The organism is Allobosea sp. AK1, assembly GCF_006714945.1.
GTDB lineage: Bacteria > Pseudomonadota > Alphaproteobacteria > Rhizobiales > Beijerinckiaceae > Allobosea > Allobosea robiniae.
In genome coordinates this window covers 5,100,249-5,126,006 of record NZ_VFMG01000001.1, presented here as the reverse complement: position 1 = coordinate 5,126,006, position 25,758 = coordinate 5,100,249, and the positions used below count along the sequence as shown (strand labels likewise).

Annotated in this window: 24 protein-coding genes and 1 tRNA gene; 13 read left to right on the top strand and 12 right to left on the bottom strand. The window is 66.9% G+C overall.

Translation table 11 applies throughout. The annotated features are described in order from the left end of the window. Nucleotides 1-5 precede the first annotated feature (5 nt). From FHT98_RS24450 to hflX, 6 genes are all read left to right on the top strand, one after another. On the top strand, nucleotides 6-1,139 hold the full coding sequence (locus FHT98_RS24450; protein WP_142115870.1) for an ATP-binding protein: 1,134 nt from the start codon (nucleotides 6-8) through the stop codon (nucleotides 1,137-1,139). 16 nt (nucleotides 1,140-1,155) lie between these two features. Further along, nucleotides 1,156-2,607 (top strand): nitrogen regulation protein NR(I), encoded by a 1,452-nt coding sequence (gene ntrC / locus FHT98_RS24445; protein WP_061967834.1) that lies wholly within the window; start codon nucleotides 1,156-1,158, stop codon nucleotides 2,605-2,607. 148 nt (nucleotides 2,608-2,755) lie between these two features. Continuing rightward, on the top strand, nucleotides 2,756-5,017 hold the full coding sequence (locus FHT98_RS24440) for a sensor histidine kinase NtrY-like (protein ID WP_091859467.1): 2,262 nt from the start codon (nucleotides 2,756-2,758) through the stop codon (nucleotides 5,015-5,017). Continuing rightward, nucleotides 5,014-6,381: a nitrogen assimilation response regulator NtrX gene (ntrX, locus tag FHT98_RS24435; RefSeq protein ID WP_061967836.1), complete on the top strand. Its 1,368-nt coding sequence runs from the start codon at nucleotides 5,014-5,016 to the stop codon at nucleotides 6,379-6,381. Before FHT98_RS24440 ends, ntrX begins: the two co-directional genes overlap by 4 nt. 213 nt (nucleotides 6,382-6,594) lie before the next feature. Beyond that, a complete protein-coding gene (gene hfq, locus FHT98_RS24430; RefSeq protein WP_038365847.1) occupies nucleotides 6,595-6,843 on the top strand; it encodes an RNA chaperone Hfq in 249 nt (82 codons plus the stop codon). A 73-nt stretch (nucleotides 6,844-6,916) separates the two neighbouring features. Next, nucleotides 6,917-8,245: a GTPase HflX gene (hflX, locus tag FHT98_RS24425; protein ID WP_185745284.1), complete on the top strand. Its 1,329-nt coding sequence runs from the start codon at nucleotides 6,917-6,919 to the stop codon at nucleotides 8,243-8,245. Nucleotides 8,246-8,260: 15 nt separating this feature from the next. Here the strand turns inward: hflX and mazG are convergent, their stop codons facing one another. Next, a complete protein-coding gene (gene mazG / locus FHT98_RS24420; RefSeq protein WP_142115588.1) occupies nucleotides 8,261-9,097 on the bottom strand; it encodes a nucleoside triphosphate pyrophosphohydrolase in 837 nt (278 codons plus the stop codon). 37 nt (nucleotides 9,098-9,134) lie between these two features. On the opposite strand from mazG, the gene arfB reads away from it, so the two are divergent. Continuing rightward, nucleotides 9,135-9,554 (top strand): alternative ribosome rescue aminoacyl-tRNA hydrolase ArfB, encoded by a 420-nt coding sequence (gene arfB / locus FHT98_RS24415; protein WP_061967840.1) that lies wholly within the window; start codon nucleotides 9,135-9,137, stop codon nucleotides 9,552-9,554. Nucleotides 9,555-9,645: 91 nt separating this feature from the next. Then, a complete protein-coding gene (locus tag FHT98_RS24410; RefSeq protein WP_248309303.1) occupies nucleotides 9,646-10,131 on the top strand; it encodes a regulatory protein RecX in 486 nt (161 codons plus the stop codon). 21 nt (nucleotides 10,132-10,152) lie between these two features. Here the strand turns inward: FHT98_RS24410 and FHT98_RS26305 are convergent, their stop codons facing one another. The 10 genes from FHT98_RS26305 to FHT98_RS24365 form a co-directional block, all read right to left on the bottom strand. After that, nucleotides 10,153-10,299 (bottom strand): hypothetical protein, encoded by a 147-nt coding sequence (locus FHT98_RS26305; RefSeq protein ID WP_170843455.1) that lies wholly within the window; start codon nucleotides 10,297-10,299, stop codon nucleotides 10,153-10,155. 73 nt (nucleotides 10,300-10,372) lie between these two features. Then, the gene (locus FHT98_RS24405) at nucleotides 10,373-11,347 is read right to left on the bottom strand and encodes a Bug family tripartite tricarboxylate transporter substrate binding protein (protein ID WP_091859455.1); all 975 of its coding nucleotides are present in this window, start codon (nucleotides 11,345-11,347) and stop codon (nucleotides 10,373-10,375) included. A 225-nt stretch (nucleotides 11,348-11,572) separates the two neighbouring features. After that, nucleotides 11,573-13,360, bottom strand: a complete 1,788-nt coding sequence (locus FHT98_RS24400) for a peptide ABC transporter substrate-binding protein (RefSeq protein WP_142115586.1) — start codon at nucleotides 13,358-13,360, stop codon at nucleotides 11,573-11,575. Nucleotides 13,361-13,622: 262 nt separating this feature from the next. Continuing rightward, nucleotides 13,623-14,642 carry an amino acid ABC transporter substrate-binding protein gene (locus FHT98_RS24395; protein ID WP_142115585.1) on the bottom strand — a complete coding sequence of 340 codons (1,020 nt, stop codon included), beginning with the start codon at nucleotides 14,640-14,642 and terminating at the stop codon, nucleotides 13,623-13,625. Between the two features lie 110 nt (nucleotides 14,643-14,752). Beyond that, the gene (locus FHT98_RS24390) at nucleotides 14,753-15,937 is read right to left on the bottom strand and encodes a trans-sulfuration enzyme family protein (RefSeq protein ID WP_142115584.1); all 1,185 of its coding nucleotides are present in this window, start codon (nucleotides 15,935-15,937) and stop codon (nucleotides 14,753-14,755) included. 83 nt (nucleotides 15,938-16,020) lie between these two features. Beyond that, nucleotides 16,021-17,181, bottom strand: coding sequence for an amidohydrolase (locus FHT98_RS24385; protein ID WP_142115583.1), 1,161 nt, complete (start codon nucleotides 17,179-17,181; stop codon nucleotides 16,021-16,023). Between the two features lie 20 nt (nucleotides 17,182-17,201). After that, a complete protein-coding gene (gene ehuD, locus FHT98_RS24380; RefSeq protein ID WP_142115582.1) occupies nucleotides 17,202-17,861 on the bottom strand; it encodes an ectoine/hydroxyectoine ABC transporter permease subunit EhuD in 660 nt (219 codons plus the stop codon). Continuing rightward, on the bottom strand, nucleotides 17,851-18,510 hold the full coding sequence (locus FHT98_RS24375) for an amino acid ABC transporter permease (RefSeq protein ID WP_142115581.1): 660 nt from the start codon (nucleotides 18,508-18,510) through the stop codon (nucleotides 17,851-17,853). Before FHT98_RS24375 ends, ehuD begins: the two co-directional genes overlap by 11 nt. 17 nt (nucleotides 18,511-18,527) lie before the next feature. Next, nucleotides 18,528-19,415, bottom strand: coding sequence for an ectoine/hydroxyectoine ABC transporter substrate-binding protein EhuB (gene ehuB / locus FHT98_RS24370; protein ID WP_142115580.1), 888 nt, complete (start codon nucleotides 19,413-19,415; stop codon nucleotides 18,528-18,530). Between the two features lie 253 nt (nucleotides 19,416-19,668). Beyond that, complete coding sequence (locus tag FHT98_RS24365; protein ID WP_142115579.1) at nucleotides 19,669-20,547, bottom strand: LysR substrate-binding domain-containing protein; 879 nt, start codon at nucleotides 20,545-20,547, stop codon at nucleotides 19,669-19,671. Between the two features lie 233 nt (nucleotides 20,548-20,780). Between FHT98_RS24365 and FHT98_RS24360 the strand changes: the two genes are divergently transcribed. Further along, on the top strand, nucleotides 20,781-20,960 hold the full coding sequence (locus FHT98_RS24360) for a hypothetical protein (RefSeq protein WP_142115578.1): 180 nt from the start codon (nucleotides 20,781-20,783) through the stop codon (nucleotides 20,958-20,960). A 144-nt stretch (nucleotides 20,961-21,104) separates the two neighbouring features. Here the strand turns inward: FHT98_RS24360 and FHT98_RS24355 are convergent. After that, nucleotides 21,105-21,194, bottom strand: a tRNA-Ser gene (locus FHT98_RS24355). A 442-nt stretch (nucleotides 21,195-21,636) separates the two neighbouring features. On the opposite strand from FHT98_RS24355, the gene FHT98_RS24350 reads away from it, so the two are divergent. The 4 genes from FHT98_RS24350 to FHT98_RS24335 all read left to right on the top strand — a co-directional run bounded on the left by FHT98_RS24350 (nucleotide 21,637) and on the right by FHT98_RS24335 (nucleotide 25,737). Continuing rightward, the gene (locus tag FHT98_RS24350; protein WP_142115577.1) at nucleotides 21,637-22,740 is read left to right on the top strand and encodes a septal ring lytic transglycosylase RlpA family protein; all 1,104 of its coding nucleotides are present in this window, start codon (nucleotides 21,637-21,639) and stop codon (nucleotides 22,738-22,740) included. A 90-nt stretch (nucleotides 22,741-22,830) separates the two neighbouring features. Then, a complete protein-coding gene (locus FHT98_RS24345) occupies nucleotides 22,831-24,006 on the top strand; it encodes a D-alanyl-D-alanine carboxypeptidase family protein (RefSeq protein WP_142115576.1) in 1,176 nt (391 codons plus the stop codon). A 10-nt stretch (nucleotides 24,007-24,016) separates the two neighbouring features. Continuing rightward, a complete protein-coding gene (tmk, locus tag FHT98_RS24340) occupies nucleotides 24,017-24,667 on the top strand; it encodes a dTMP kinase (protein WP_142115575.1) in 651 nt (216 codons plus the stop codon). Next, nucleotides 24,667-25,737, top strand: a complete 1,071-nt coding sequence (locus FHT98_RS24335) for a DNA polymerase III subunit delta' (protein WP_142115574.1) — start codon at nucleotides 24,667-24,669, stop codon at nucleotides 25,735-25,737. The genes tmk and FHT98_RS24335 overlap by 1 nt, the downstream gene beginning before the upstream one ends. The last annotated feature ends 21 nt before the right edge of the window (nucleotides 25,738-25,758 follow it).

Below are 25,758 nucleotides of genomic sequence, written 5' to 3'. Positions count from 1 at the left end.
CGGCGATGTTTACCGACAACGGGCCTGGAGGCCGCAGCGCCTATCTGCTCGATCCGATCGAGGTCCAGGCACTCAACGTGCTGCCGATGCCGGTTCTGGTGATCGGAGAGGGCCATGCCGTGCTGTATGCGAATACGGCAGCCGAGGATTTCTTCCAGTCGAGTGCCGCCCTGCTCAAGCGCCAGCGCATCGACGATTTCGTCGCTTTCGGCTCACCCGTGCTGGGGGTGATCGAGGAGGTGCAGCGTCGCGGTGCCAGCGTCAGCGAATACCGCCTCGATCTCGGCACGCCGCGCCTCGGAACCGATCACATCGTCGACGTCTTTGCCTCTCCCTTGCCCAGCCAGGGCGATGCGGTCGTGCTGATGCTGCAGGAACGGACAATTGCCGAAAAAATGGACAGGCAATTGACGCATCGCGGGGCAGCGCGCTCGATCACCGCGCTTGGCGCGATGCTGGCCCATGAGATCAAGAATCCGCTCTCGGGCATCCGGGGCGCCGCGCAACTGCTCGAAGGCTCGATCCCGGATTCCGACCGGATTCTGACGCAACTCATCTGCGACGAGACCGACCGGATCGTGAAGCTGGTCGAGCGCGTCGAATTGTTCGGCGACGAGCGGCCGAGCGAGCGCGACGCGGTCAACGTCCACGACGTGCTCGACCATGTGAAGCGCCTCGCCCATTCCGGCTTCGCCCGGCATATCCGCTTCACGGAGACCTACGATCCCTCGCTGCCGCCGGTCGCCGGCAATCGCGACCAGCTCGTCCAGGTCCTGCTCAATCTCGTCAAGAACGCCGCCGAGGCGATCGGCGAAGATGCCATCGACGGCGAGATCACGCTGACGACGGCCTATCGCCCCGGCATCCGCCTGCAGGTTCCCGGCTCTTCGGAACGGATCGCGCTGCCGCTCGAAATCGGGGTGCGCGACAACGGGCCGGGCGTGCCGGCCGACCTGGTGCAGCACCTGTTCGATCCCTTCGTCACGACCAAGGCCCAGGGAAGTGGCCTTGGACTTGCACTTGTCGCCAAGGTGATCGGCGATCACGGCGGAATCGTCGAATGCGAGTCCGTTCCGCGCCGGACGCATTTCAGGATACTCCTGCCCCTGCACCAACTCCGGTCAGGGCAGGCAACGTAGAGGCCTCAAGCAACCCATGCCGACCGGTCATATCCTCGTCGCCGACGACGACGCCGCGATCCGCACCGTCCTCAACCAGGCGCTCGCCCGGGCGGGCTATGAAGTCAGGACCACCGGCCAGGCCGCGACCCTCTGGACCTGGGCCGCGCAGGGACTGGGCGACCTCATCATCACCGATGTCGTGATGCCGGATGGGAACGCCTTCGACCTGCTGCCGCGCATCAAGCGGGTGCGGCCCGAACTGCCGATCATCGTGATGAGTGCGCAGAACACCTTCATGACGGCGATCAAGGCGTCGGAGCGGGGCGCCTACGAATATCTTCCGAAACCCTTCGACCTGAAGGAACTCGTCGCCATCGTCGGGCGCGCCCTGTCGCGGCCGCGGGGCGAGGCGGCACGTGGGCATGCGGCCGAGCCCGAGGACATCCCGCTGATCGGTCGCTCGCCGGCGATGCAGGACGTCTACCGCGCCCTGGCACGCCTGATGCCGATCGACCTGACCGTGATGATCAACGGCGAATCCGGCACCGGCAAGGAGCTGGTGGCCCGCGCCCTGCACGATTACGGCAAGCGCAAGAACGGCCCCTTCGTGGCGATCAACATGGCCGCGATCCCGAAGGACCTGATCGAATCCGAGCTCTTCGGCCATGAGAAGGGCGCCTTCACCGGGGCGCTGACGCGCTCGTCGGGACGCTTCGAGCAGGCGGAGGGCGGCACGCTGTTCCTCGACGAGATCGGCGACATGCCGATGGAGGCGCAGACCCGTCTGCTGCGGGTGCTCCAGCAGGGCGAATACACCACGGTCGGCGGGCGCACCCCGATCAGGACCAATGTCCGCATCGTCGCAGCGACCAACAAGGACCTGCGCATCTCGATCGCGCAGGGCCTGTTCCGCGAGGACCTGTTCTTCCGGCTGAACGTCGTGCCGATCCGGTTGCCGCCCCTGCGCGAGCGCATCGAGGATATTCCCGACCTCGTCCGCCATTTCTTCACGCTGGTCGAGAAGGAAGGCCTGCCGCGCAAGCAGGTCGATTCGGAAGCGATGGACGTGATGCGGCAGTATCGCTGGCCGGGGAATGTCCGCGAGCTGGAGAACCTGGTCCGGCGCCTGGCGGCGCTCTATCCGCAGGAGACGATCACCGCGCCGATCATCGAGGCGGAGTTGCAGCCTGCAGCGGTGGGGCCGGGATTTACCAATAGCCCGGCGACGTCCGAGCGCACCGAGACGCTGTCCGGTTCGGTCGAGCGCCATCTTGGCCAGTATTTCGGTGGGTTCGGCGACAATATTCCGCCGCCGGGGCTGTATCATCGCATCCTGCGCGAGATCGAGCCGCCACTGATCGCCGCGGCGCTGGCCGCGACCCGCGGCAACCAGATCCGCGCCGCCGAACTCCTCGGCCTCAATCGCAACACGCTTCGCAAGAAGATTCGCGAACTCGACATGCAGGTGGTGCGCTCGCCACGCTGAAACGGGGCCATCCCGCCTTGTGAATGTCATATTTTGACAACACCGTTGCGGCGGCGCATCAGTGGCGCCCGCAGGCGTGATCGGTTTGCGATCCCTGCCCCTATCGGAGTTGTCGCGAAACGTGTCCGCTTCTGTCAACGAAGCCAGAATGATGCCGCGTGGCGAGGAGAAATCCCGCCGCGTCTCGGGCTGGGTCGGCGGAATCGTCGTCGCGCTCGCGCTGATCTCGGCGCTGCTCACCTTCCTCGTGCTGTCCGGTGCGACGCCGATCGCACCCGTGCACGAGGTCGTGGTCGGCGTCTTCGTGCTCAACGCGCTGCTGATTCTGGTTCTGGTCGTCATCGTCGCCTTCGAGGCCGCGGTGCTGATCCGCGCCCGCAAGGCGGGAGCGGCGGCGGCGGGACTGCATGTCCGCATCGTCGGCCTGTTCAGCATCATCGCCGCCCTGCCTGCGGTGCTCGTCGCCATCATCGCCACCGTCACGATCGAGCGCGGGCTGGAGCCATGGTTCTCCGACCGGATGCGCGACGCCGTCTTCAAATCGGTCGAGGTCGCCGACGCTTATGCCGCGAGCCAGTGCCGTTCGCTCGGGCGCGAGATCCGGGTGCTGGCCGACGACCTGAGCCGGGCGAAGCCCGCTTTCGACGTCGATCGCAAATGGTTCGAGAATTTCCTGACCTCCCGCGCGACGGCGCTCGGCCTTCCGGTCGCTGCGGTCATGCAGCCGCCGGACAAGGTGATCGTGCGCGCCAATATCAATGTGCTGCGTGATCCGCCGATGCCGGACCAGGCCGCCTTCGACGATGCGAAATCCGCGCCGGAGCCGATCTGCGTGATCCCGCGGACGGGCACCGTCTTCGGCGCCGTGATGAAGCTGCCGGCCTATGACAACAGCTTCCTGCATGTCGCGCGGGAGGTCGACCCGCTCGCGGTCGAGTTCCCGTCGGTCGCACGCGGCGCCGCCGTCGAATATCTCTCGATCGATGCGCGCCGGAAGGGCGTCCAGATCGCCTTCGCCTCGATGTACGGGTTGATCGCGCTGATTCTGCTGCTCTCGGCGATCTGGCTGGGCCTGAGCTTCGCCAACGGACTCGTCGCGCCGATCCGGCGGATGATCGATGCGACCGACCAGGTGTCGAGCGGCAACTTCTACGTCCAGGTGCCGATCCGACGATCCGAGGGCGACCTTGCCCATCTGGGCGAGACCTTCAACAAGATGACGGCGGAGCTGCGCCGCCAGCGCGACAGCCTGGTCACGGCGAGCGAGGTGATCGACCGGCGCCGGCGCTTCACCGAAACGGTCCTCTCCGGCGTTTCCTCCGGCGTGCTCAGCCTCGATGGCGACGGCCATGTCACGACGATCAACCGCTCGGCCGAGATCCTGCTCGGGACCGGCGGGCGCCTGCTCGGCAAGCCGATCGCCGAGATCGCGCCGGAGGTGGCCGGCTTCGTCGCGGAAGCGCTGCAGAACCGCCAGCGCCAGAGCTCCGGCCAGGTCGCCTTCACGCGCGCCGGGCAGGACCGGATGGTCAATATCCGGGCCGTCAGGGAAGGCGAGGGGATGGGAGCCGGGCTCGTGGTGACGCTCGACGACATCACCGACCTCGTCTCCGCGCAGCGCACCGCCGCCTGGGCCGACGTCGCCCGCCGCATCGCGCATGAGATCAAGAACCCGCTGACGCCGATCCAGCTCTCGGCCGAGCGCATCAAGCGCCGGTTCGGGCGGGTCATCGTCGAGGGCAAGGACGTCTTCGACCAGTGCACCGACACGATCGTGCGGCAGGTCGAGGATATCCGGCGCATGGTCGACGAGTTCTCCTCCTTCGCCCGCATGCCGAAGCCGTCGCTTGCTCGCGAGGACATCGTCGAGACCGTCCGCCAGATCGTCTTCCTCTGGCGGGTCGGCAATCCCGAGACGACGATCGCCGAGACGCTGCCTCCGGACCCCGTGCCGGCGCGCTTCGACCGGCGCCTGATCTCGCAGGCGCTGACCAATGTCATCAAGAATGCGACCGAGGCGATCGAGGCCGTGCCGGCCGATGAGCGCGGGCAGGGGCGCATCGACGTCCAGATGGCCCGCCTTGACGACGGTCGGGTCGTCATCGACGTGATCGACAACGGCAAGGGCCTGCCGGCGGACCAGCGCCAGAAGCTGCTCGAACCCTATATGACGACGCGGGAAGGCGGGACCGGCCTGGGCCTCGCCATCGTCGGCAAGATCCTGGAGGACCATGGCGGCGGCATCGAACTGCTCGACCGGCCGGATGCCGCCAGCGGTGCACGGGGCGCGCGCATCCGCCTCTGGTTCCCCGAAACAGGCCCGGCGCAGGACACGGAGGGCGGCGATGCGGCCGCCCAGCCGGAAAACGGCTCGCGCAACACGGATTCAAGGAATGGGATACGCCTATGAGCGCTGACATCCTGGTAGTGGACGACGAAGTCGATATCCGCGATCTGGTCGCCGGCCTTCTGGAAGACGAGGGCTACCGGACCCGCAAGGCCGGCTCCGCCGACGAGGCGCTCGCCGCGATCGCGTCGCGCCGGCCGAACCTCGTCTTCCTCGATATCTGGCTGCAGGGCAGCCGGCTCGACGGCCTGCAGGTCCTGGAGCTGATCAAGGAGAGCAACCCCGACCTCGCGGTGGTGATGATCTCCGGCCACGGCAACATCGAGACAGCGGTTTCCGCGATCAAGAGTGGCGCCTACGACTTCATCGAGAAGCCGTTCAAGGCCGATCGGCTGGTGCTGGTCGCCGAGCGCGCGCTGGAGGCATCGCGCCTGCGCCGCGAAGTCCGCGAGCTCAAGACCCGCTCGGTCCAGGCGGACCGCATCGTCGGCCGCACCACGGTCGTGAATCAGCTCCGCCAGACGATCGATCGCGTCGCGCCGACCAATGCGCGCGTGCTGATCACCGGCGAGCCCGGCTGCGGCAAGGAACTGGCGGCGCGCACGCTGCACGAGGCCTCGACCCGCTCGAGCGGGCCCTTCGTCGTCATCAACGCGGCGACGATCACGCCCGAGACCATGGAGGAGGAGCTGTTCGGCGTCGAAGGCGGCGACGGGCGGTCGCGCCGGATCGGCGCGCTCGAGGAGGCCCATGGCGGCTCGCTCTATATCGACGAGATCGGCGACATGCCGCGCGAGACGCAAAACCGCATCCTGCGTGTGCTCGTCGACCAGAATTTCCAGCGCGTCGGCGGCGCGACGCGGGTCCATGTCGATGTCCGCGTCATCTCCTCGTCGAGCCGCGACCTGGCACAGCTCATCGCCGACGGGCATTTCCGGGAAGATCTCTATCACCGGCTCGGCGTCGTGCCGATCAAGGTGCCGCCATTGTCGGAACGGCGTGAGGACGTGCCCGAGCTGATCGAGTTCTTCATGGAGCAGATCTCGATCGCGAGCGGCCTGCCGAAGCGCCAGATCGGCAGCGACGCGATGGCCGTGCTGCAATCGCATGAATGGCCGGGCAACGTCCGCGAGCTGCGCAACAATGTCGAACGCCTGATGATCCTGACCAAGGGCGATCCGACGGCCGAGGTGACGATCGAGATGCTGCCGGCCGAAGTCGGCGCGATGGTGCCGACGACGCCCTCGGGCTCGGGCGGCGAGCGCCTGATGAGCCTGCCGTTGCGCGATGCGCGCGAGATCTTCGAGCGCGAATACCTGATCGCGCAGATCGCGCGCTTCTCCGGCAATATCTCGCGCACGGCCGAGTTCATCGGCATGGAGCGCTCGGCGCTGCACCGGAAACTGAAGTCGCTCGGCGTCGGTTGAGACGCGTCAGGCGCGTCACGCATGCCCAGTTGCACGCCACGCAGGCGGCATGCATCTAAAGTCGGCATTGCTGCACTTGCGTTGTGGGCGAAGACGACGATCTAATGGAGCATCGGTGTTCCGACGCTGGTGGAATGCGCCCCCGGCCTGAAACGGAACGAATTGGATCGCTGGATTTAATCCGATCGGCGATCCCAACAACAGGGACTACCCATGGCCGCCGAGCGGGCACAGAACCTCCAGGACACTTTCCTCAACCATGTGCGCAAGCAGAAGATCCCGCTGACGATCTTCCTCGTCAACGGCGTCAAGCTGCAGGGCGTCGTCACCTGGTTCGACAATTTCTGCGTGCTGCTGCGCCGCGACGGTCATTCGCAGCTCGTCTACAAGCACGCGATCTCGACCATCATGCCCGGACATCCGGTGCAATTGTTCGAGCCCGAGGAAACGGACAAGAACTGATTTGGCGACAAGCCACAAGGACGACAAGGATCGGGCGGCCACGCGGGTCACAGGCGCGAAGCCGCTCGACGAAATCGAACGCGACATCGCGGCGAATACGCGCGCCTTTGTCGTCGGACCCTATTCGCAGAAGCGCGGCGTCGCGGTCGATGCCAATCTGCGTTCCTTCGCGGCGCGGCTGGACGAGGCCGTCGGCCTTGCGGCCGCGATCGACCTGACGGTCGTCGAGCCGGTGCAGGTGCTGCTGACAGCGCTCCGGCCTGCGACCTATCTCGGCAAGGGCAAGGTCGAGGAACTGGCCGAGCGCATCAAGCTCGAAGAGATCAGCCTCGTCGTGATGGATTGCGCCCTGTCGCCGGTGCAGCAGCGCAATCTCGAAAAGGCTTTTGGCTGCAAGGTCATCGACCGCACCGGCCTGATCCTCGAAATCTTCGGCCGGCGCGCCCGCACCAAGGAAGGCGCGCTCCAGGTCGAGCTCGCGCATCTCAATTACCAGAAGAGCCGCCTGGTGCGGTCCTGGACCCATCTCGAACGCCAGCGCGGCGGCTTCGGCTTCCTCGGCGGCCCCGGCGAGACCCAGATCGAGGCCGACCGGCGCATCATCCAGGAGCGGATGACCAAGATCGAGCGCGATCTCGACAGCGTGAAGCGCACGCGCTCGCTGCATCGTGCCAGCCGGAAACGCGTGCCTTATCCGATCGTTGCGCTGGTCGGCTACACCAATGCCGGCAAGTCGACGCTGTTCAACCGGCTGACCTCGGCCGAGGTGCTGGCGCAGGACATGCTGTTCGCCACGCTCGACCCGACGGCGCGTGCGATCAAGCTGCCGCACGGGGCGCGGATCATGCTCTCCGACACGGTCGGCTTCATCTCCGACCTGCCGACGCAGCTCGTCGCCGCCTTCCGCGCCACGCTGGAGGACGCGATCGAGGCCGATGTGCTGCTGCATGTCCGCGACGTCGCCCATGAGGACACGCAGGCGCAGGCCGCCGATGTGCAGGCGATCCTGCGCGATCTCGGCATCAATCCGGACGATGGCCAGCGGGTCATCGAGGTCTGGAACAAGGCCGACCTGCTCGATCCCGCCGAGCGCGAACGCCAGCTCGGCATCGCCACGCTCCGGCCGGACGGATCGCGCCCGGTGCTGGTCTCGGCGCTGACCGGGGAGGGCATCGAACGCCTGACACGCGCGATCGAAGCGCGGATCGCGTCGAGCCGCCCGGTCTACACGCTGGATCTCGTGCCCGGAGACGGCAAGTCGCTCGCCTGGCTGCATGCCAATGGCGAAATCCTCCAACGCGAAGATGGCGAGGATGGCGGGCTGAAGCTCGTCGTGCGTCTGCCGCTGGAGCGGGAAGGGGCGTTTGCGGCGCGTTTTCCCGAGGCTGAGCGGCAGGGATAACAAGCGCGGCAGGCGCTAACGGGCGCTCTTCTCCCGCTTCTTTACGGCCTGCCAAAGCGCCTCCATCTCGTCGAGGCTAGCCTCGTTCGCTGTCCGGCCCTCGGCTTCCAGCGCCTCCTCGATGCCCTTGAAACGGCGCTCGAACTTGGCGTTGGCGGCGGCGAGGCAGCCTTCCGGGTCGGCATCGACATGGCGGGCGAGATTGGCGACGACGAAGAGCAGGTCGCCGATCTCCTCCTGGATCGCGGCCTTGTCGCCGCCGGCAAGTGCCTCGTCGATCTCGGCGGTTTCCTCGCGGATCTTGTCGAGCACGAGACGGGCATCGTTCCAGTCGAAGCCCACGGTCGAGGCGCGGGCCTGCAGCTTCCAGGCGCGGGTGAGGGCGGGCAGCGTATGCGGCACGCCGGCGAGCACGCCGCGCTCCTCCGTCTGCGGCGGCAGGCCGGCGGCCTCGCGCGCCGCAGCTTTGGCGGCTTTCTCTTCGGCCTTGATCCGGTGCCAGAGCACTTTCACCTCGGCAGGCGAGAGATCGCGCGCATCGCCGAAGACATGCGGGTGCCGGCGGATCAGCTTGCGGGTGATCGCCTCGACCACGTCGGGGAAGGCGAAAGAGCCCTCCTCCTCGGCCATGCGCGCATGGAACGCGACCTGGAGCAGCAGGTCGCCGAGCTCGTCCTTGAGATCGAGCCTGTCGCCGCGGGCGATCGCATCGGCGACCTCATAGGCCTCTTCGACGGTGTAGGGGGAGACCGAGGCGAAATCCTGCTCCAGATCCCAGGGGCAGCCGGTTCCCGGCGTGCGCAGCGCGGCCATGATCTCGATCAGGCCGGCAATGTCGCGAGAGGGCTTCAACGCTGCATGTCTCCGTGAATTCGGCTACGCTCCTCCCATGATTCAAGCCACCCCGTCCATCGCGATCGACGAGAGCGAGATCGAGGAAAGTTTCGTGCGCGCCTCGGGCCCGGGCGGCCAGCACGTCAACAAGGTGTCGAGCGCGGTGCAGATCCGCTTCGACGCCCGCGGCTCGCCGTCCCTGCCCAACGATGTCGCGATCCGCTTGATGAAGCTCGCCGGCAGCCGGCTGACGCAGGACGGCGTCATCGTCATCGTCGCCCAGGCGCATCGCAGCCAGAAGCGCAATCGCGAGGAGGCGCTGGAGCGGCTGCTGGAGTTGATCCGGGCGGCTGCCGTGCGCCCGCAGGTCCGGCGCGCGACGAAGCCGACCAAGGCCTCGAAGGAACGCCGGCTCGCCTCGAAGGAAAAGCGCTCCGGCGTCAAGGCCGGCCGGCAGAAGCCGGCAAACGATTAGTATGACGGATCAAGGGGATAGGCGAGGGCAGGGTGCCCGCCCCGCCCGAGCACCGCGGCGCATCACACCCGATTACCTCCAGCGCGCGGCGATGCACTATCTCGAACGCTATTCCGCGCCGGCTGCGCAACTGCGCCGGGTGCTGGCGCGCAAGGTCGCACTGAGCTGCCGCCACCATGGCGAGGACCCGGCTGCGCATGCGGCCGCGCTCGATGATGTCGTCTCGCGTTGCATCACCTCCGGGTTGGTCGACGACCGGCGTTTCGCCGAGGCGAGGGCTGCGACGCTCAGGCGCCGTGGCCGTTCCGCGCGCGCCGTCGCCGCCACGCTCGCCGCGAAGGGCGTGGGCCGCGAACTCGCCGAACAGGCCAGCAGCGTCGGCGACGAGGAGGAATTGGCTGCGGCCCGGAAAGCCGCGCGGCGCAAGCGACTCGGCCCGTGGTCGCGCGGTGACCGGGCAGCGAACCGCCAGAAGGATCTCGCGGCGATGGCGCGAGCCGGCTTCACGATCACGGTCGCCCGTACCGTGATCGACGGCACGGGCGACGACGAGACGAACGGCGGCGCGCTTACCTGATAGAACGATGCGCGCGTTGTCTCAGGTCGGGATGCAACGTTGCCTGGTCGCATCCCACACCCCGTCCTGGCAGGGCACGGTCGCGAAGTCTGTGAGGAGGCCCACGGCCAGCAGCGCGGCAAAAGCGGCCAACGCGATCGCCAAGCCGATGACGGCCAGCCTCATCATGCTCCGTCCCTCTCGCATCAGGCCCCTTGTGCGGGTCGATTCAACAAGGGAGGGGTGAGGGCAACCGCCCGGCTCACTCCAGCTTGACCTGCGCCTCCTTGACGACCTTGCCCCAGCGGTCGACTTCGGCCGTGACGAACTTGCCGAAATCGTCGCCGGAGAGGGTCGGCATCGGCGAGCCGCTCTTCTTCCAGGTGGCCTCGATGGCGGGAGTCTTGAGGGCTTTGCCCACCTCGTCGCGCATCCTGGTCACGATCTCCGCGGGCGTGCCCTTGGGCGCCCAGAGAGCATACCAGGTCGAGACCTCGAAGCCTTCCAGGCCGGCCTCCTTTGCCGTCGGCACGTCGGGAACGGCTTCGGAGCGGGTGGGCGCCGCGACCGCGAGCGCCCGCAGTGTGCCGCTCTGGATCTGGGCAGCCGAGGAACCGAGACCGTCGAACAGCAGGTCGACCTGGCCGGCGATCGTGTCCTGCAGCGCGGGCCCGGCGCCGCGATAGGGCACATGGGTCAGCTTCGTCTTGGTCGAGATCTGGAAGAGTTCGCCGGCGAGATGATGCGTCGTGCCGTTGCCGGCTGAGGCGAAGTTCAGCTTCTCCGGGTTCTTCCTGGCGAAGTCGATCAGCTCCGCCAGCGTCTTGGCCTGGACCTTGCCGGGATGGACGACGATGACCTGGGGCGGCTGGGCGATGACCGCGATCGGGATGAAATCGGTCTGGATGCTGTAGTCGAGCTTCGGATAGAGCGCCGGCGCGATGGCGTGATGGGCGGCGCCGACAAAGAAGGTGTAGCCGTCGGGCTTGGCCTTCGCGGCGGCCGATGCGCCGACCGTGCCGCCGGCGCCGCCACGATTTTCGATGATGATGCGCTGGCTGAGCTGCTGGTCGAGCTGGGCGGCGAGCGGCCGTGCGAAGGCATCGGTGCCGCCGCCGGCCGGGAAGGGCACGATGAAGGTGATCGGACGGGCTGGCCAGGTCTCCGCCAGTGCCGGCGCGGCTGCCAGCAGCGCGAAGGCTGCGGTTGCAAGGATCAGGTCTCGTTTCGTCGTCATTGTCGATGCGTCTCCCTGGGTGCGGTGTTCGTCGGCCCCCGCCTTCGAGGCGGGCAGGGTGCGGAAGAACAGGAAGGGATGTCGATCGAACCGCGATGCGGCTTCATGCCAGACGCGGCCGATACAGCCCGAATGAGCGAAAGCAGCCCCGGCCCGGTTCGGGCCGAGGCAAGGTTGGAACGGAAGGCCGGAGAAGCTCCGGCCTCCGGGCAGAGCAGGCCGGACTCAGCTGCGATACCAGGCGGCGAGGTTCCAGGTGGTCACCTCCCAGCCCGAAATATCCGCCGTCAGGTTATTGGCGGCGGCGCCGACGACGGTGCGCGAGATGATCGGCAGGAGCACGTTGGCCTCGCAGAAGATCTCGTTGACCTTGATCAGAAGGGCGGCGCGCTTGGCCGGATCGAGCTCGGTCTGCGCCGCCTTGTAGGCCTTGTCGGCCTCAGGGTCGGTATAGCGCGAGACGTTGCGGCCCAGCCACTTGTTCTCCTTGCTGGCGATTTCCCAGGAGACGCACTGGTTGAGGAAGCGCTCCGGATCGGGCTGCGGCTGCGTCTGGGTATACATCTCCATGTCGACATAGAGCTTGGTGTAGGTGTCGGGATTGGCCACATCCGACGAGAAATAGACCGAGGCCGTGACCGACTTCAGCTCGAGCTCGATGCCGGCACGCTGGCAGGCCTGCTTGATGATGGCCTGGGTTTTCTGGCGCGGGGCGTTGATCGAGGTCTGGAAGACATATTTGAGCTTCTTGCCATCCTTTTCGCGGATGCCGTCGGCGCCCTTCTTCCAGCCGGCCTCGTCGAGGATCTTGTTGGCCTTGTCGATGCTGAACTCGTATTTGAGCTTGGTCGACTTGAACTGCTTGGGCTCGTTGACGAAGCTCGCCGTAGCGGTGCCGCCGCGGCCATAGATGAACTTCTCGATCGAATCGCGGTCGATCAGCAGGTTCAGCGCCGCGCGTACCTTGGGATCGCTCAGGGTCGGGTGCTTGGTCTTCGCGCTGGAACGCTCGCCGTCGACCTCGGTCCACGGATCGGTCGTGTTCAGCGTGATGAACTCCACGTCGCCCGCCGGAACCGCGACCACCTTGCCGCGTCCGCCGGTCTCCATGCGCTTGAGGACCTCATCCTCGACCTGCAGGTTCCAGGCATAATCGTATTCGCCGGTCTGGAGGACGGCGCGGGCCGCCGAGACCGCATCGCCACCGCCCTTGGCCTCGATCGTGTCGAATTGGGGCTGGTTCTTGACGTGATAGTCGGTATTGCGTTCGCCGGTCAGGATATCGCCCGGCTTGAACTCGACAAACTTGTAGGGGCCGGTGCCGACGGGTTTCAGGTTGGCCGGGGCTTCGCGCGACTTGGCGCCCTTGTATTCGGCAAAGAGATGCTTCGGGACCATCATCCCGACCACGCCGACGAACGGGTCGGCCCAGAATGGCGTCGGCTCCTTGAAGATCACCTTGATGGTGTGGGCGTCGACCTTCTCGACCTTGATATCCTTGTAGGAGCCCGTGGTGTAGGCGGCGGTCGCCGGGTCGGCGGCGTATTCCCAGTTGAAGACGACGTCGTCGGCCGTGAACGGCTTGCCGTCATGCCATTTCACGCCCTGCTTCAGCTTCCAGGTCACGGTCTTGCCGTCGGCGGACAGACCGCCATTGGCCTTGCTCGGGATCTCGGCCGCGAGCTGCGGGAAGAGGTTGCCTTCCTTGTCCCAGCCGGCGAGCGGCTCGTAGAACACGCGGCAGGCGATCTGGTCCTTGGTGCCCGCGGCGAAATGCGGATTGAGCAGCGTCGGGGCCTGCCAGAGCAGGATCTTGAGGGCGCCGCCGCCGCCGGCCTTGGTCGGCTTGTACTTGACCGTGGCGTCCGCCATCGCGACGTCGTTCCAGGCGAGGATCTGGCTGGCGATCGGCGCCATGATGCCTACCGCCGCCATTCTCTGCATGAAGGATCGTCGCGACAGCGAGCCGTCCTTCACACCCGCGACCAGGCCGCGAATTTCCTCTTCCTTCATGGGATTCCCTCCACCTTTTCAGCAAAATGGCGCCCGGCGTTGAATGCCGTGTTTTCATTGGCGCGCCAGCAATGCATGGCCGGGCCCGGGCGTCCAGTCGTCGAATGGACCGAGCATGCCGGCAATGCCGGCAAAGCGTATCGCCGTTCGAGCTGGTGGGTGCGGAGGAGGCGCTGGAGCCGGGTGACAGCGGTTCGGCCCGCTGCCCGCGAGGACGTGGCTGCGGGCAGGCTAGGGTCCGGCAAGGACTGTCGCGAACGCCTCACCGGAACGGGGGCGAGTATTGCAGTCCGCCCTCGGTCCAGAGCGCATTGGGGCCGCGCTGGAGCTTCATGGGCGAGCTCATGCCGAGATTGCGCTCGAAGCTTTCGCCGTAATTGCCGATCGCGGCCACGATCCGCACCGCCCAGTCATTGGTCACGCCGAGGCCTTCGCCGTAGTTTCCGTCCTTGCCGAGGAAGCGACGGATTTCAGGATTGGCCGAGGTTTCCGCCAGCTCCTTGACGTTGGCCTTGGTCACGCCGAGCTCCTCGGCATTGATCAGCACGTACAAGGTCCAGCGCACGAGGTTGAACCAGGTATCGTCGCCGCTGCGCACCCAGGGACCCAGCGGCTCCTTCGAGATGACTTCGGGCAGCACGAGATGCTCGCTCGGGTCGCGGAACTTGAGCAGATTGGCCGAAAGCGCCGATACGTCGGTCGTGTAGGCGTCGCAGCGCCCGGATTCATAGGCTTTCAGGGCATCCTCCGCCGTGCCGAAGGCCGCGACCTCGTATTTCATCTTCGTTCGGCGGAAGTAGTCGGCGAGATTGAGTTCGCTCGTCGTGCCCTGCGCGACACAGATTGAGGCGCCGTCGAGCTTGCTTGCGCTGGTGACGCCGAGCTTCTTCGGCACCATGAAGCCCTGGCCGTCGTAATAGTTCACCCCGGTGAAGGTGACGCCCTGGCCGGTATTGCGCGCCAATGTCCATGTCGTCGTGCGCGGCAGCACGTCGACCTCGCCGGCTTGCAGGGCGATCAGGCGGTCCTTCGAGGTCAGCGGCACGAAGGCAGCCTTCTCCGTGTCGTTGAAGATCGCGACCGCCAGCGCACGGCAGATGTCGATATCGAAGCCCTGCCAGCGGCCATTGGCATCCTGGGTGGAGAAGCCGGCGACGCCGGTACTGGTGCCGCAGATGATCTTGCCGCGGTCGCGGATGGCCTTGAGCGTGTCCGCGTCGGCAGGTGCCACGGCGAGACAGGCTGCCGCGAGGGCGCCCAGTCCGGTCAGAACCGTCTTCATGGTATGTCCCCTTCGTTTTTGTGGTTGAGAAGCTGTCTGCGGGCAAAATTCTCCCTTCACGGCGCGAGCCTCGCGCCGTGTCGTCATTGCGGCCTTACGTTTCCCGCCTGTCAGGCGGCCTTGTTCGCAGGCGCCCGCCCGAGCACCGACAGCAGGCGGCTCAGATCGGCCCAGAGCTCGTCCGGTTCTTCGAGCCCGATGCTGATGCGCAGCAATGGGCCTTTCGCGGTCCAGGCGGTCGCGCTCCGGTCCTGCGCGATCGTCTGCGGTGCGACGAGGCTGCGCGTGCCGCCCCAGGAGGCGCCGATGGCGAAGACGCGCAACGCGCTCAACGCCGCGCTCATGGCCTCGTCGTCGACGGGCTTCAGCACGAGGCTGAAGAGGCCGGAGGAACGCCCCATGTCGCGCTTCCAAATGGCGTGGCCCGGGCAGGAGGGCAGGGCCGGATGCAGCACGCGCTCGACCATGGGATGATCGACGAGCCGGCGGGCGAAATCCTCGGAGACCCTGCCCATATGGGCGACGCGCAGGCCCATGGTCTCGATGCCGCGCAGCGCGAGCTGGCATTCGTCCGGCGAGACGCCGATGCCGAAGCCGCGCAGGATCTCCTTCATCTTCTGGCGCAGCGCGATGTCCTTGACGGTGATGGAGCCGAGCAGGAGGTCGGAATGGCCGCCGACATATTTGGTCAGCGCCTCGCAGGCGAAATCGGCGCCGTGGACCAGCGGCTTGAAGATCAGCGGCGTCGCCCAGGTGTTGTCGCAGCCGACAAGGGCGCCCTTCGCCTTGGCGGCCGCCACGATGGCGGGCACGTCCTGCACCTCCATCGTATTGGAGCCGGGCGACTCGACCCAGACCAGCTTGACGGTTTCGTCGATGAGCTCGGCGATGCCCGCTCCGATCAGGGGATCGTAGAAGCCATGGGCGATGCCGCGCGGCGCCAGATACTCGGTGCAGAAGCTGCGGACCGGCGGATAGGCATGATCGGGGATCAGCACCTTGTCGCCGGGCATCAGCACGGAGAGCATGACGGTGGTCACGGCCGCCTGTCCGGATGGCACGAGCACGGTGCGCACGCCGTCGTGCAGGGCCGTCAACTGCGCTTCCAGCGTACGGGTCGTCGGGGTGCCGTGCAGGCCATAGGTATAGCCGTCGAAGCCGCGATATTTGCGGGCCATGAAGCTCGCGCCGTCCGGGTAGACGATGGTCGAGGCGCGGTGCGTCGGCACGGCAAGCGAGGCATAGCCCTCCTCGTCGACGGCCGGATGATGAACGCAAATGGTCTGGTCGTGCATGTCGGGTTCCCTTGTCGGGCTGATACTCAAAGCTTCGAAAACAGGCCGCAATCGGCCCCAGGGCATCGCATGATGCCGGGATGTTATGGGGTGGGGACGTCGTCCTGCAGGGCGCGCCGGGCGACCTCGTGCATCCAGTCGATCGCGGTGGGCAGGATGGCGTCGTTGAAGTCGTAGCGGGCGTTGTGAAGCTCGCCATCCGGTCCCGCCGGGCCGTTGCCGATCCAGACATAGGCGCCGAGCTTGTCCTTGATCAGGAAGGAGAAATCGTCGCCGGTGGTGCTGGGGCGAAGGTCGGTGCGGACCTTCGCGCCGATCGCCTCGCCGGCCGCGACCGCGAGCTTCACCTCGGCCGGGGTGTTGATGATCGACCGGCCGGTGGAGAGGATCTCGACATCGGCGCGCATGCCGTAGGCTTCGCAGGTGCCGGCGATCAGGTTTTCCATGCGCTTGATGACGGCCTCACGCACCTCCTGCCGATAGGTGCGCAACGTGCCGACGAGCGTGACGCTCTCCGGGATCTGGTTGCTGACGACGCCGCCCTGAATCTGGCCGATCGAGAGCACGACGGCATCGCAGGGATCGACATTGCGCGAGATGATGGTGTGAAGACCCATGATCAGATGCGCCGAGGCCAGGATCGGGTCCCGTGTCTGGTGCGGGATCGCGGCGTGGCCGGCGAGCCCGTGCAGCGTCACCTGCCAGCGCCCGCCCGCTGCCATTACCGGCCCGTCATGGACGGCGACGGTGCCGGCCTCGAGCCCCGGCCAGTTATGGAAGGCGAAGACACGCTCCATCGGGAAGCGCTCGAACAGCCCGTCGGCGATCATCGCCCTGGCGCCGGCGCCGTTCTCCTCCGCCGGCTGGAAGATGAACTGGATCGTGCCTTTCCAGTCGGGATCGGCTGCGAGCATCGCGGCTGCGCCCAGCAGGGCGACCGCGTGACCGTCATGGCCGCAGGCATGCATCGCGCCTGGATTCAGCGAGGCATAGGGCACGTCATTGCGCTCCGCGATCGGCAAGGCATCGATATCGCCACGCAGGCCGACCGACCGGTTGGAGCCCGGCCGTGACAGCGTCGCCACGATACCGGCGCCGCCGATGCCGGCCTCGAAGGGGATGCCCAATTCGCGCAGGCGGTCCTGGAGGAAGGCAGAGGTTTTCGTCTCTTGCTCCGAGAGTTCGGGATGAGCGTGGAGATGGCGGCGCCACTCGGTCAGCCGCGGAAGAAGTGTCGTATCCATGATCGGTCCGTCTGCAGGAATCAGCGTTTCGCGGAGAGCAGCAGGTGCTCCTCCAGCCGCCTGACGAGCCAGGCGAGCACGAGGGCGATGGCGAGGAAGATCGCGCCGACGACCACCATCGGCTCGGTGTAGCGGAAGGTGTCGGAGGCGATGTCGAGCGCCGCGCCGAAGGCTTCGTAGACGGCGATGGCGGCGAGGTAGGGCGTCGATTTGAAGATGCCGATGAAGTAGTTGCCCATCGGGGCCGCGATATTGCGCAGCATCTGCGGCGCGATCACCAGGATGACGGTCTGCAACCGCTTCAGGCCGAGCGCGCGCGCCGCCTCGAACTGGCCCGGCTTCACGCCGTCGATGCCGGCCTTGAAGACCTCGGCGAGATAGCCGCTGTAATAGATGCTGATCGCAATGACGCCGATGGCGAGCGCCGGCAGCTTGATGCCGTAGGACGGCAGCACGAAGTAGAAGAAGTAGAGCTGCACGAGCAGCGGCGTCGAGCGGATGAAGTCGATCAGGAAGCGCATCGCATAGCGCATCACGCGGTTGCTGCGCCGCGCGATCTCGAGGCCGAAGCCGAGCAGCGACGCCCCGATGCAGCTCAGCAGCGCGACCAGGATCGAGGTCCAGAGCGCGCCGGCGATCTTCGGCACGAGCGTGAGGGCAAAGCCCGCGTCAAACAGCATGGTCGAGCTTCCGTCCGGCGCCGACCTTGCGCTCGACCCAGCGGCCGATGATCGTCGCGGGGTAGCATAGGATGAAATAGGCCACGAGCAGCGCGAAATAGACCTTCGGCGGATCGTAGAAGAGCTGCGAGATCTCCTTGGCGCGGAAGGTCATGTCGGTCAGCGTCACCAGCGAGACCAGGGCCGTGCCTTTCACCAGCTGGATGAACTGGTTGATGAAGGTCGGGACCATCGCGAGCAGCGCCTGCGGCAGTTCTATCAGCATCAGGATCTGCCAGCCGCGCAGGCCGAGCGAGCGCCCGGCCTCGCTCTGGCCCTTGTCGACCGACTGCAGGGCGCCGCGCACGGCCTGGCTGCCATAGGCGCCGATATGCAGGCCGAGCACCATCGAGCCGACGGTGATCCCCGAGAGCCGCAGGCCGAAGGAGGGCAGCGTGTAGTAGAAGCCGTAGAGCAGGATGACGACCGAGGTCGAACGCCAGAACTCGATCACCGAGGTAATCGCGCCATAGGCGAGGCCACGCCAGCTATGCTGGGCGATGCCGGCGGCGAAGGCGAAGGGCACGGCATAGAGCATGCCGAGCACCGTCACCGTCAGTGTGACGTTCAGCCCCTGGAAGATGCCCGAGAGGACTTCGAGAAAGCTCATGGCGCTGCCTGCGCCGCTCAGCCGTTGCCGGTGCAGATCTGAGCCGTGGTGACCTGGCCGGCATCCTCGTCGGCGGTGAAGTTGTATTTCTCCATGATCGGCTTGAGGCCGCCGCTGGCACGCAGCTTGGCGAGCTGGGCATTGTAGGCGTCGCGAAGCTTGGCGCTGCCCTTCGGGAAGACCGTGCCGGTGTAGAGCTTGGCCGGCTGGCCGTTCGGCTTGATCAAGCCCTTGAACGGCACGGCGCGCTCGATGCCCTCGACCTTCTGCTCGTCGATCACGCCGATCGCGCTGGGGACCGACAGGGTCGTGACATCGGCACGATCGGCGAGGATGGCGCTGACGGCGGCCTCGTTGTTCGGGAACAGCGAGATCTGCGATTCCGGCACGCCCGCCGCGATCGCATTCTTGGTGTTCTCAGAGCCGCGGCCGCCGGCGAGACGCACTTTCGGGTTCTTCGCGATGTCCTCGTAGGAATGCAGCTTGAGCGGGTTGCCCTTCTTGACCAGCAGGCTGTCGCCCACCGCGACATCCGGCTCGCTGAATAGCACCTGCTCGCAGCGCGGCGGGGTGATCGCGACGCCGGACGCGATGATGTCGAAGCGGCCGGCGAGCAGGCCCGGGATCATCGCCCCGAAATCGGAGACGACGAACTCGAAATCCTTGACGCCGAGCGGCGCGAAGACCGCGCGGATCACGTCGGGATGGATGCCGACGACCTTGCTGTCCTTGTCGCGATAGGCCCAGGGCGTGCGGTTATGGATGCCGACGACGAGCTTCTTGCCAGCCCATTCGGAGGATTGGGCCTGTGCCTGCGACGCGCCCGGTCCTGCGAAGCCGGAAAGCACCGTGAGCGCACCGGCGAGGAGGAGGAGGGGAAGATGGCGGCGCGAGGTGGCGGTCATGGCGGTCTCCGGTCGGGAACGATGGGGCTGCACAGTGGAGGATCTGGCTGAGGAAGAGCCTGGTGCGTTCATGCGGGGAGGCCGCGCCTCAGCGCACGCATCGTCGCCTGCAGGCCCGGCAGCCCGCTTCATGGTCGAATTCATCGTTGTCCCTCGCAATCGCGTCTCAGGCGCGTTTCCGGGGAAGGATAGCCGGGGAGGGCCGCCTTACAATTTGTGCCGAGGCATGGCTCGATGCCGGGATGTTATGATCTCAGCGCGCTTCCATGAGGCAGCCGATGAAGTCGCGCACCAGCTCGGATTTCGGCCGGTCCGGCGGCAGGATCAGGAAGCTGCGGCTCTGCACGGGCGGTTCGAACGGCCGCAGCACGATCTGGCTCTGGTCATGGCCTGCGATGGCATAGGGGCTGACCAGCCCCACGCCCACCCCCTCCGCCACCAGCGCGCAGACGGTCGCGGCGTAGATCGTCTCGACCACGACGCGGGGCGGCGCGGCGCCGGCCTCGGACAGGATCATGTCGAAGCGCTGCCGGGCGCGATCCTCCGGGACATAGGCGACGAAATCGACGCCGGAGAGATCATGCGGGCCGATCGTCTCGCGCTCGGCGAGGGGATGGCCCAGCGGGATGGCACAGAGCGCGCGCGGCTGGACGAAGGCCTGATGGACGACCCCGGTCACGTCGATCTCATCGGCGGCGAGGCCGATATCGAAGATGCCGGCCGCCACGCCGTCCCGGACGTCGCGCGACGGCAGCACCATCAGCGTGACGGTCGCGTCCGGCCGCAGCGCGCGGAAGCGCCGCACGGCGCCGGGGATGATCGACGAACTCAGCGCCGACAGCGTGGCGACGCGCAATTGCCCCGCCCCATAGTCGCGGATCCGGGCGGCGCTCGCACGCAGCCGGTCCATGCCGCGGAAATTGGCCTCGACCTCCGCAAAGAAGGTCCTTCCTTCCGGCGTCGGCACGACGCGATTGCGCACCCGGTCGAACAAGGCGAAGCCCAGCGATCGCTCGAGCTCGGCGACCAGGCGACTGACACCGGGCTGCGTGACGCCGAGAATCTCTGCCGCCCGCGAGACGGTTCCCGCTTTCATGACCGCGGCGAAGACTTCGATCTGACGGCTGTTCAATGTCGTCCTGCCCGGTCGATCCAGAAAGAGGAGACGCTAGCGCATTTCGCCTCGCGGGGCGCAGCCCTATTCGCTCGCGTCGCGCCATGTCCGCCTCAGGGCAGGTGTTCCAATCCCCGATCGCTGCACCGGGCGTCCTCGACGATCGTTCGAAGATCATCTCTGTCCTTGCTCCAGCGCAAAGACGCTTCCGGCCGGGCCGCTACATCTCCCTCGACCAAAGGGGGCACATCATGACTTTGTCCGAAGCAACGCGAAACAAAGCGATACTGGCCGTTCTGATTCTGGCCGGGGTCGCTGCGGCGATTGCCGGCGCCGCATTCGGCTCTGGCATCTTCCAGGCCATCCTGTTTTCGGTCTTCGCCCTGTCGGCGGTGATCTTGTCGACGTTCCTGATCGTCGCCCTGAACTAGGCATCCGCATGAAGAGGCCGCACCGTCCCGGCCGGCCGCATGAAACCGCGCCCGCCATGGCGGAGCGGGCGATCATGGTTTGGCAGCTTGCAGAGTTCTCGCGCCGCGAGCGCCTGGAACGACGATATCGGTTCGGCGGCGTGCTGGCGGAAGGGGTGGGATTCGAACCCACGGTGGGCTTGCACCCACGGCGGTTTTCAAGACCGCTGCCTTAAACCACTCGGCCACCCTTCCGTGCGGCCGTTCAATGCCGCCCGGTGAGAGGATTTGCAAGTGGAAGATGGGAATGAAGGATTCGAGGGATGATACCCCGGAAGGCCGGCGGATGCGGGCTGCCAGGCCCTCTGACCGCTCGGTTCCATGCGAGATCCGGACCGGCTCCAGAGCGTGTCCTGTCGGTCACGCTGCACAGAAAAATGGCGGCGGCGATCGCCTCGGGTTGACATGCGTCACTTTTCGAACGTTTCTGTGGCCATCCGACGGCGCAGGGATGGCCTGTTCAGCGGTCCGCTTTCCAGCGGATTTTAGCGACTTAACGATCCCTTAATGGAATTGGCCGAAGACTCGGCTCCTCCGCCTATGGCGGCGAGTCGGCAGACTTGTTTTTGGCGCAGAAGGCGGAACTGGCGGTATGACACGAGACGCTCGCTTTTCGACCCGGGAGACCGCCTCCACGATGTCCAGGTCGATGCCGACGCTCTCCTCTGCTCCTACGGCCGCCCGCCTCGGATGTGTCATCCTTGCCGGCTTGTTCGCCGCAAACTGCGCCGGCAACCAGACGGCCGGGCGCCGCTCCAAGGAGATCGGCGCCTTTTCGCATGCGAAATACGGTACGGCCAGTCCGCGCGTGGTCGCCGAAGGCGAGGACGTGCCGAAGGGCGGCGGACGCCAGCTCGTCGGCAAGGCCTATTCGGTCGCCGGCAAGCGCTACACGCCCTTCCAGAAACCGGTGGGCTATTCGCAGATCGGTACCGCCTCCTGGTATGGCGAGGCATTCCATGGCCGTCGCACCGCCAATGGCGAGGTCTATGACCGTTTCAGCGTCTCGGCCGCGCATCCGACCATGCCGCTGCCGGCCTATGCCCGCGTCACCAATCTGATGAACAATCGCTCGATCATCGTGCGCGTCAATGATCGCGGCCCCTTTCATGGCGGCCGGATGATGGACGTCTCCCAGAAGACCGCCGACGCGCTCGCTTTCCGCCATCTCGGCACGGCGCGGATCAAGATGGAATATCTGGGCCAGGCCTCGCTCGCCGGCTCCGACGACAAGCTTCTCCTGGCGACGCTGCGCACCGATGGCTCGCCCGCGCCGATCCCGGGCACCAGTGCGCGGACGATGGTCGCGAGCGCCGATCCTGTGCCCACCACGCGCACCCGCAGCGTCGATCTCGACGCGCAGCCGGCCGCCGAGCCGGAGCCGGCTCCTGCCGCCCTGCCGCCCGTCGTGCAGGCCTATGCTCCGCAGCAGCCGCGGACGATCACGCCCTCGACGCCGGTCGTCGCGACCCTGGCCTCGGCCGTCTCCACGCCGGTCGACGAAGCGCCTCTGCGCGCCGCGCCGCTGCCGCCCAGCCGGCCGTTCGATCTCGACACCATTGCCAACGCGGCAAAGCCCGTCGTGGTTCCGGCCGCCCTGCGCGCCACCTTGCCGCCGACGCGAGCCAGCGTGGCGAGCCTGTTCGCTGCGCCGGAGAAGGGCGCGGGCGAGCGCCTCGCCAAGACCCATCCGCTCAACAGGCTCGCGCCGCAGACCCTGCAGCCGCTGGCGCGGAACTGATCCCCAGCTTGACCTGATGGCGGGCGCTCTGCTTCACATCGAGGCATGAGCGCCTTTTGCCGTCAGCCAAGGATTGCCGCGCCGCTCCGGATGGCCCGCCGGTTTGCTGCCGGCCTTGTTCTGGCCTTTGGACTGCTCTCGTCAGGCCCTGCCGCCCTGGCCCAGAACTTCCAGTCGCAGGCGCCCTTCGCCGTCCTGCTCGATTCGGATACCGGCGCGGTGCTCTACGAGAAGGCGGCCGACGAACTGATGGTGCCGGCGAGCATGGCCAAGCTCGCGACGGTGCTCGTCGCCTTCCAGGAGCTCAGCGCCGGCCGGCTCTCGCTCGACAGTGAGATCGGCATTTCCGAGAACGCCTGGCGCAAGGGCGGTGCTCCCTCCGGCGGCTCGGCGATGTTCGCCATCATCAACAGCCGGATCAAGCTCTCCGATATCCTGCAGGGCATCATCGTCCAGTCCGGCAACGATGCCTCGATCGCGCTGGCCGAGGCCATCGCCGGCGACGAGGCGACCTTCGCCCGGATCATGACCGAGCGGGTGAGGGGGCTCGGCCTGACGAAATCCGTCTTCCGCAATGCCACCGGCATGCCCGATCCGCAGCAGCGGGTGACGGCGCGCGAGCTCGCTTTGCTCGCCGACCACATCATCAAGACCTACCCCGAGCTCTACAGGATCTTCGGCCAGCGCGAGTTCACCTGGAACAAGATCCGCCAGCAGAACCGCAATCCGCTGCTGGCGATGGATATCGGCGCGGATGGGCTGAAGACCGGCAATATCGATGAATCCGGCTTTGGCCTCGTTGGCTCCGCCGTGCAGAACGGCCAGCGCTTGATCGTGGTGGTCAACGGCCTGAAGACCGGGCGCGACCGGGCGACGGAGGCCCGCAAGCTGCTCGAATGGGGCTTTCGCGCTTTCGAGCGGCGCGAGATCTTCGCCGCCGGCGAGACGGTGGGCGAAGCCAGCGTCTATGGCGGTGCAAAAGGCCGGGTCGCGCTTCGGAGCAAGGGCGCGGTCAGCCTGCTGCTGCCGCGGGGCGGCACGGAGCGGCTCGCGGCTCGGATCGTCTATCGCGGCCCGCTTGCCGTGCCCGTCCAGGAAGGGGCGGAGGTGGCGCGGCTCGTGGTGACGCGCGGCGACATCAAGACGCTGGACATTCCGCTCTACGCGGCCGAGAGCGTGCAGGCCGGCACCTTGCAGAGCCGGGCGCTGGATGCGTTGTTCGAGGCCACGACCGGCTGGGTTCGCAAGGCGCTGAGCCGGAGCTGAGCAGGCCGTCATGGGCAAGGGACATTTCATCACGCTCGAAGGCGGGGAGGGCGCCGGCAAGTCGACGCTGGCGCGCGCGCTGAGCGAACGGCTCGATGCGGCCGGCGTCACAGCCCGGACGACTCGCGAGCCCGGTGGCTCCCCGAAGGCCGAGGCGATCCGCGAGATGATCCTGGCGGGCCAGGCGCGGGATTACGGTTCCTTCGCCGAGGCGCTGCTCTTCTCGGCCGCCCGGATCGACCATATCGACAGCCTGATCCGCCCGGCGTTGGACCGCGGCGAATGGGTGATCTGCGACCGCTTCATCGATTCGACGCGGGTCTATCAGGGCGTGCTCGGCAAGCTCGACAAGGCCGTGTTGGCCGAGCTGGAGGTCGTGACGATCTCGGGTCTGATGCCCGAGCTGACGCTGATCCTCGACCTCGATCCCGAGGTCGGATTGGCTCGTGCCGCCAAGCGCCGCCGGCCGGGCGAGGCGATCGACCGTTTCGAGGGCGAGACGCTGGCCTTCCATCGCAATCTGCGCCAAGCCTATCTCGATATCGCGAGCGCCGAACCGCAGCGCTGCGCCGTGCTCGATGCGACGCTGCCGCCCGAGGCGCTTGCCGAGGCGGCGTGGCATATCCTGCGCGAGCGCCTGCCCATCGACCCGGACACCTGATGCTAGCGACCAGCGACGAACCCGACCGGCTGCCGAGCGCCCCGCATCCACGCGAGACGCTTGGCCTGATCGGCCATGCAGCGCGTGAGCGCACCTTCCTCGATGCGCTGGCGTCGGGCCGCATGCACCATGCCTGGCTGCTCGGCGGGCCGGAGGGCATCGGCAAGGCGAGCTTCGCCTATCGCGCCGCGCGTTTCCTGCTCGCCTCTGGCGATCCGCAGGCGAGGGCTGCCAGCGGCGCCGATCTCTCGATGCCTGAGCACGACCCGGCGACGCGGCGGGTGATGGCGCAGTCCCATCCCGACCTGCATGTGCTGCGCCGCATTCCGAAGCCGGATGGCAAGAGCTACACCAGCAATATCCCGGTCGATTCGATCCGGCGCGTGATCGATCGCTTCGGATCGAGCGCGGCCGAGGGCGGCTGGCGCGTTTGCATCGTCGACTCGGCCGAGGATATGGAGCGTTCCGCCGCCAACGCCTTGCTCAAGCTCCTGGAGGAGCCGCCGCCGCGGGCGCTGTTCCTGATCGTTGCCCATGCGCCGGGACGGATGCTGCCGACGATCCGCTCGCGCTGCCGGCTGCTGACCTTCGATCCGCTCGCCGAGCCCGATGTCGCGGAGGCCGGCCGGCTGGCGCTGGAACGCATGGAGATGCCCTTCGACGACTCGGCTCTGCGCCGGGCGGCGAGCCTGTCGGAAGGCTCGGTGCGGCGCGCGCTGACCTATGTCGATCCCGAGACGCTGGCGCTGGTCGAGGCGGTGAGGGCGCGGCTCGATGCCCTGCCGCAGATCGACCTCACCGCCCTGATGGCGCTGGCCGAGGATGTCGCCGGCAAGGCGGGCGAGCGCGACTTCGCGGTGATGATCGAGACCATACAGGGCTGGATCTCCGACCACCTCCACGCGCATGCTGCGGCGCAACCGGCGCGCCTTGCACCGCTGGCGGAGGTATGGGAAAAGCTTGGACAGCAGGCGCGCGAGGTCGAGACCTATAATCTCGACCGCCGCCCGCTCGTGATGACCCTGTTTCATGATCTGTCGTCTGCGGTGTCCCGCTCGCGCGCAGCGTGAAGCGAAGCTTTCGGACAGACG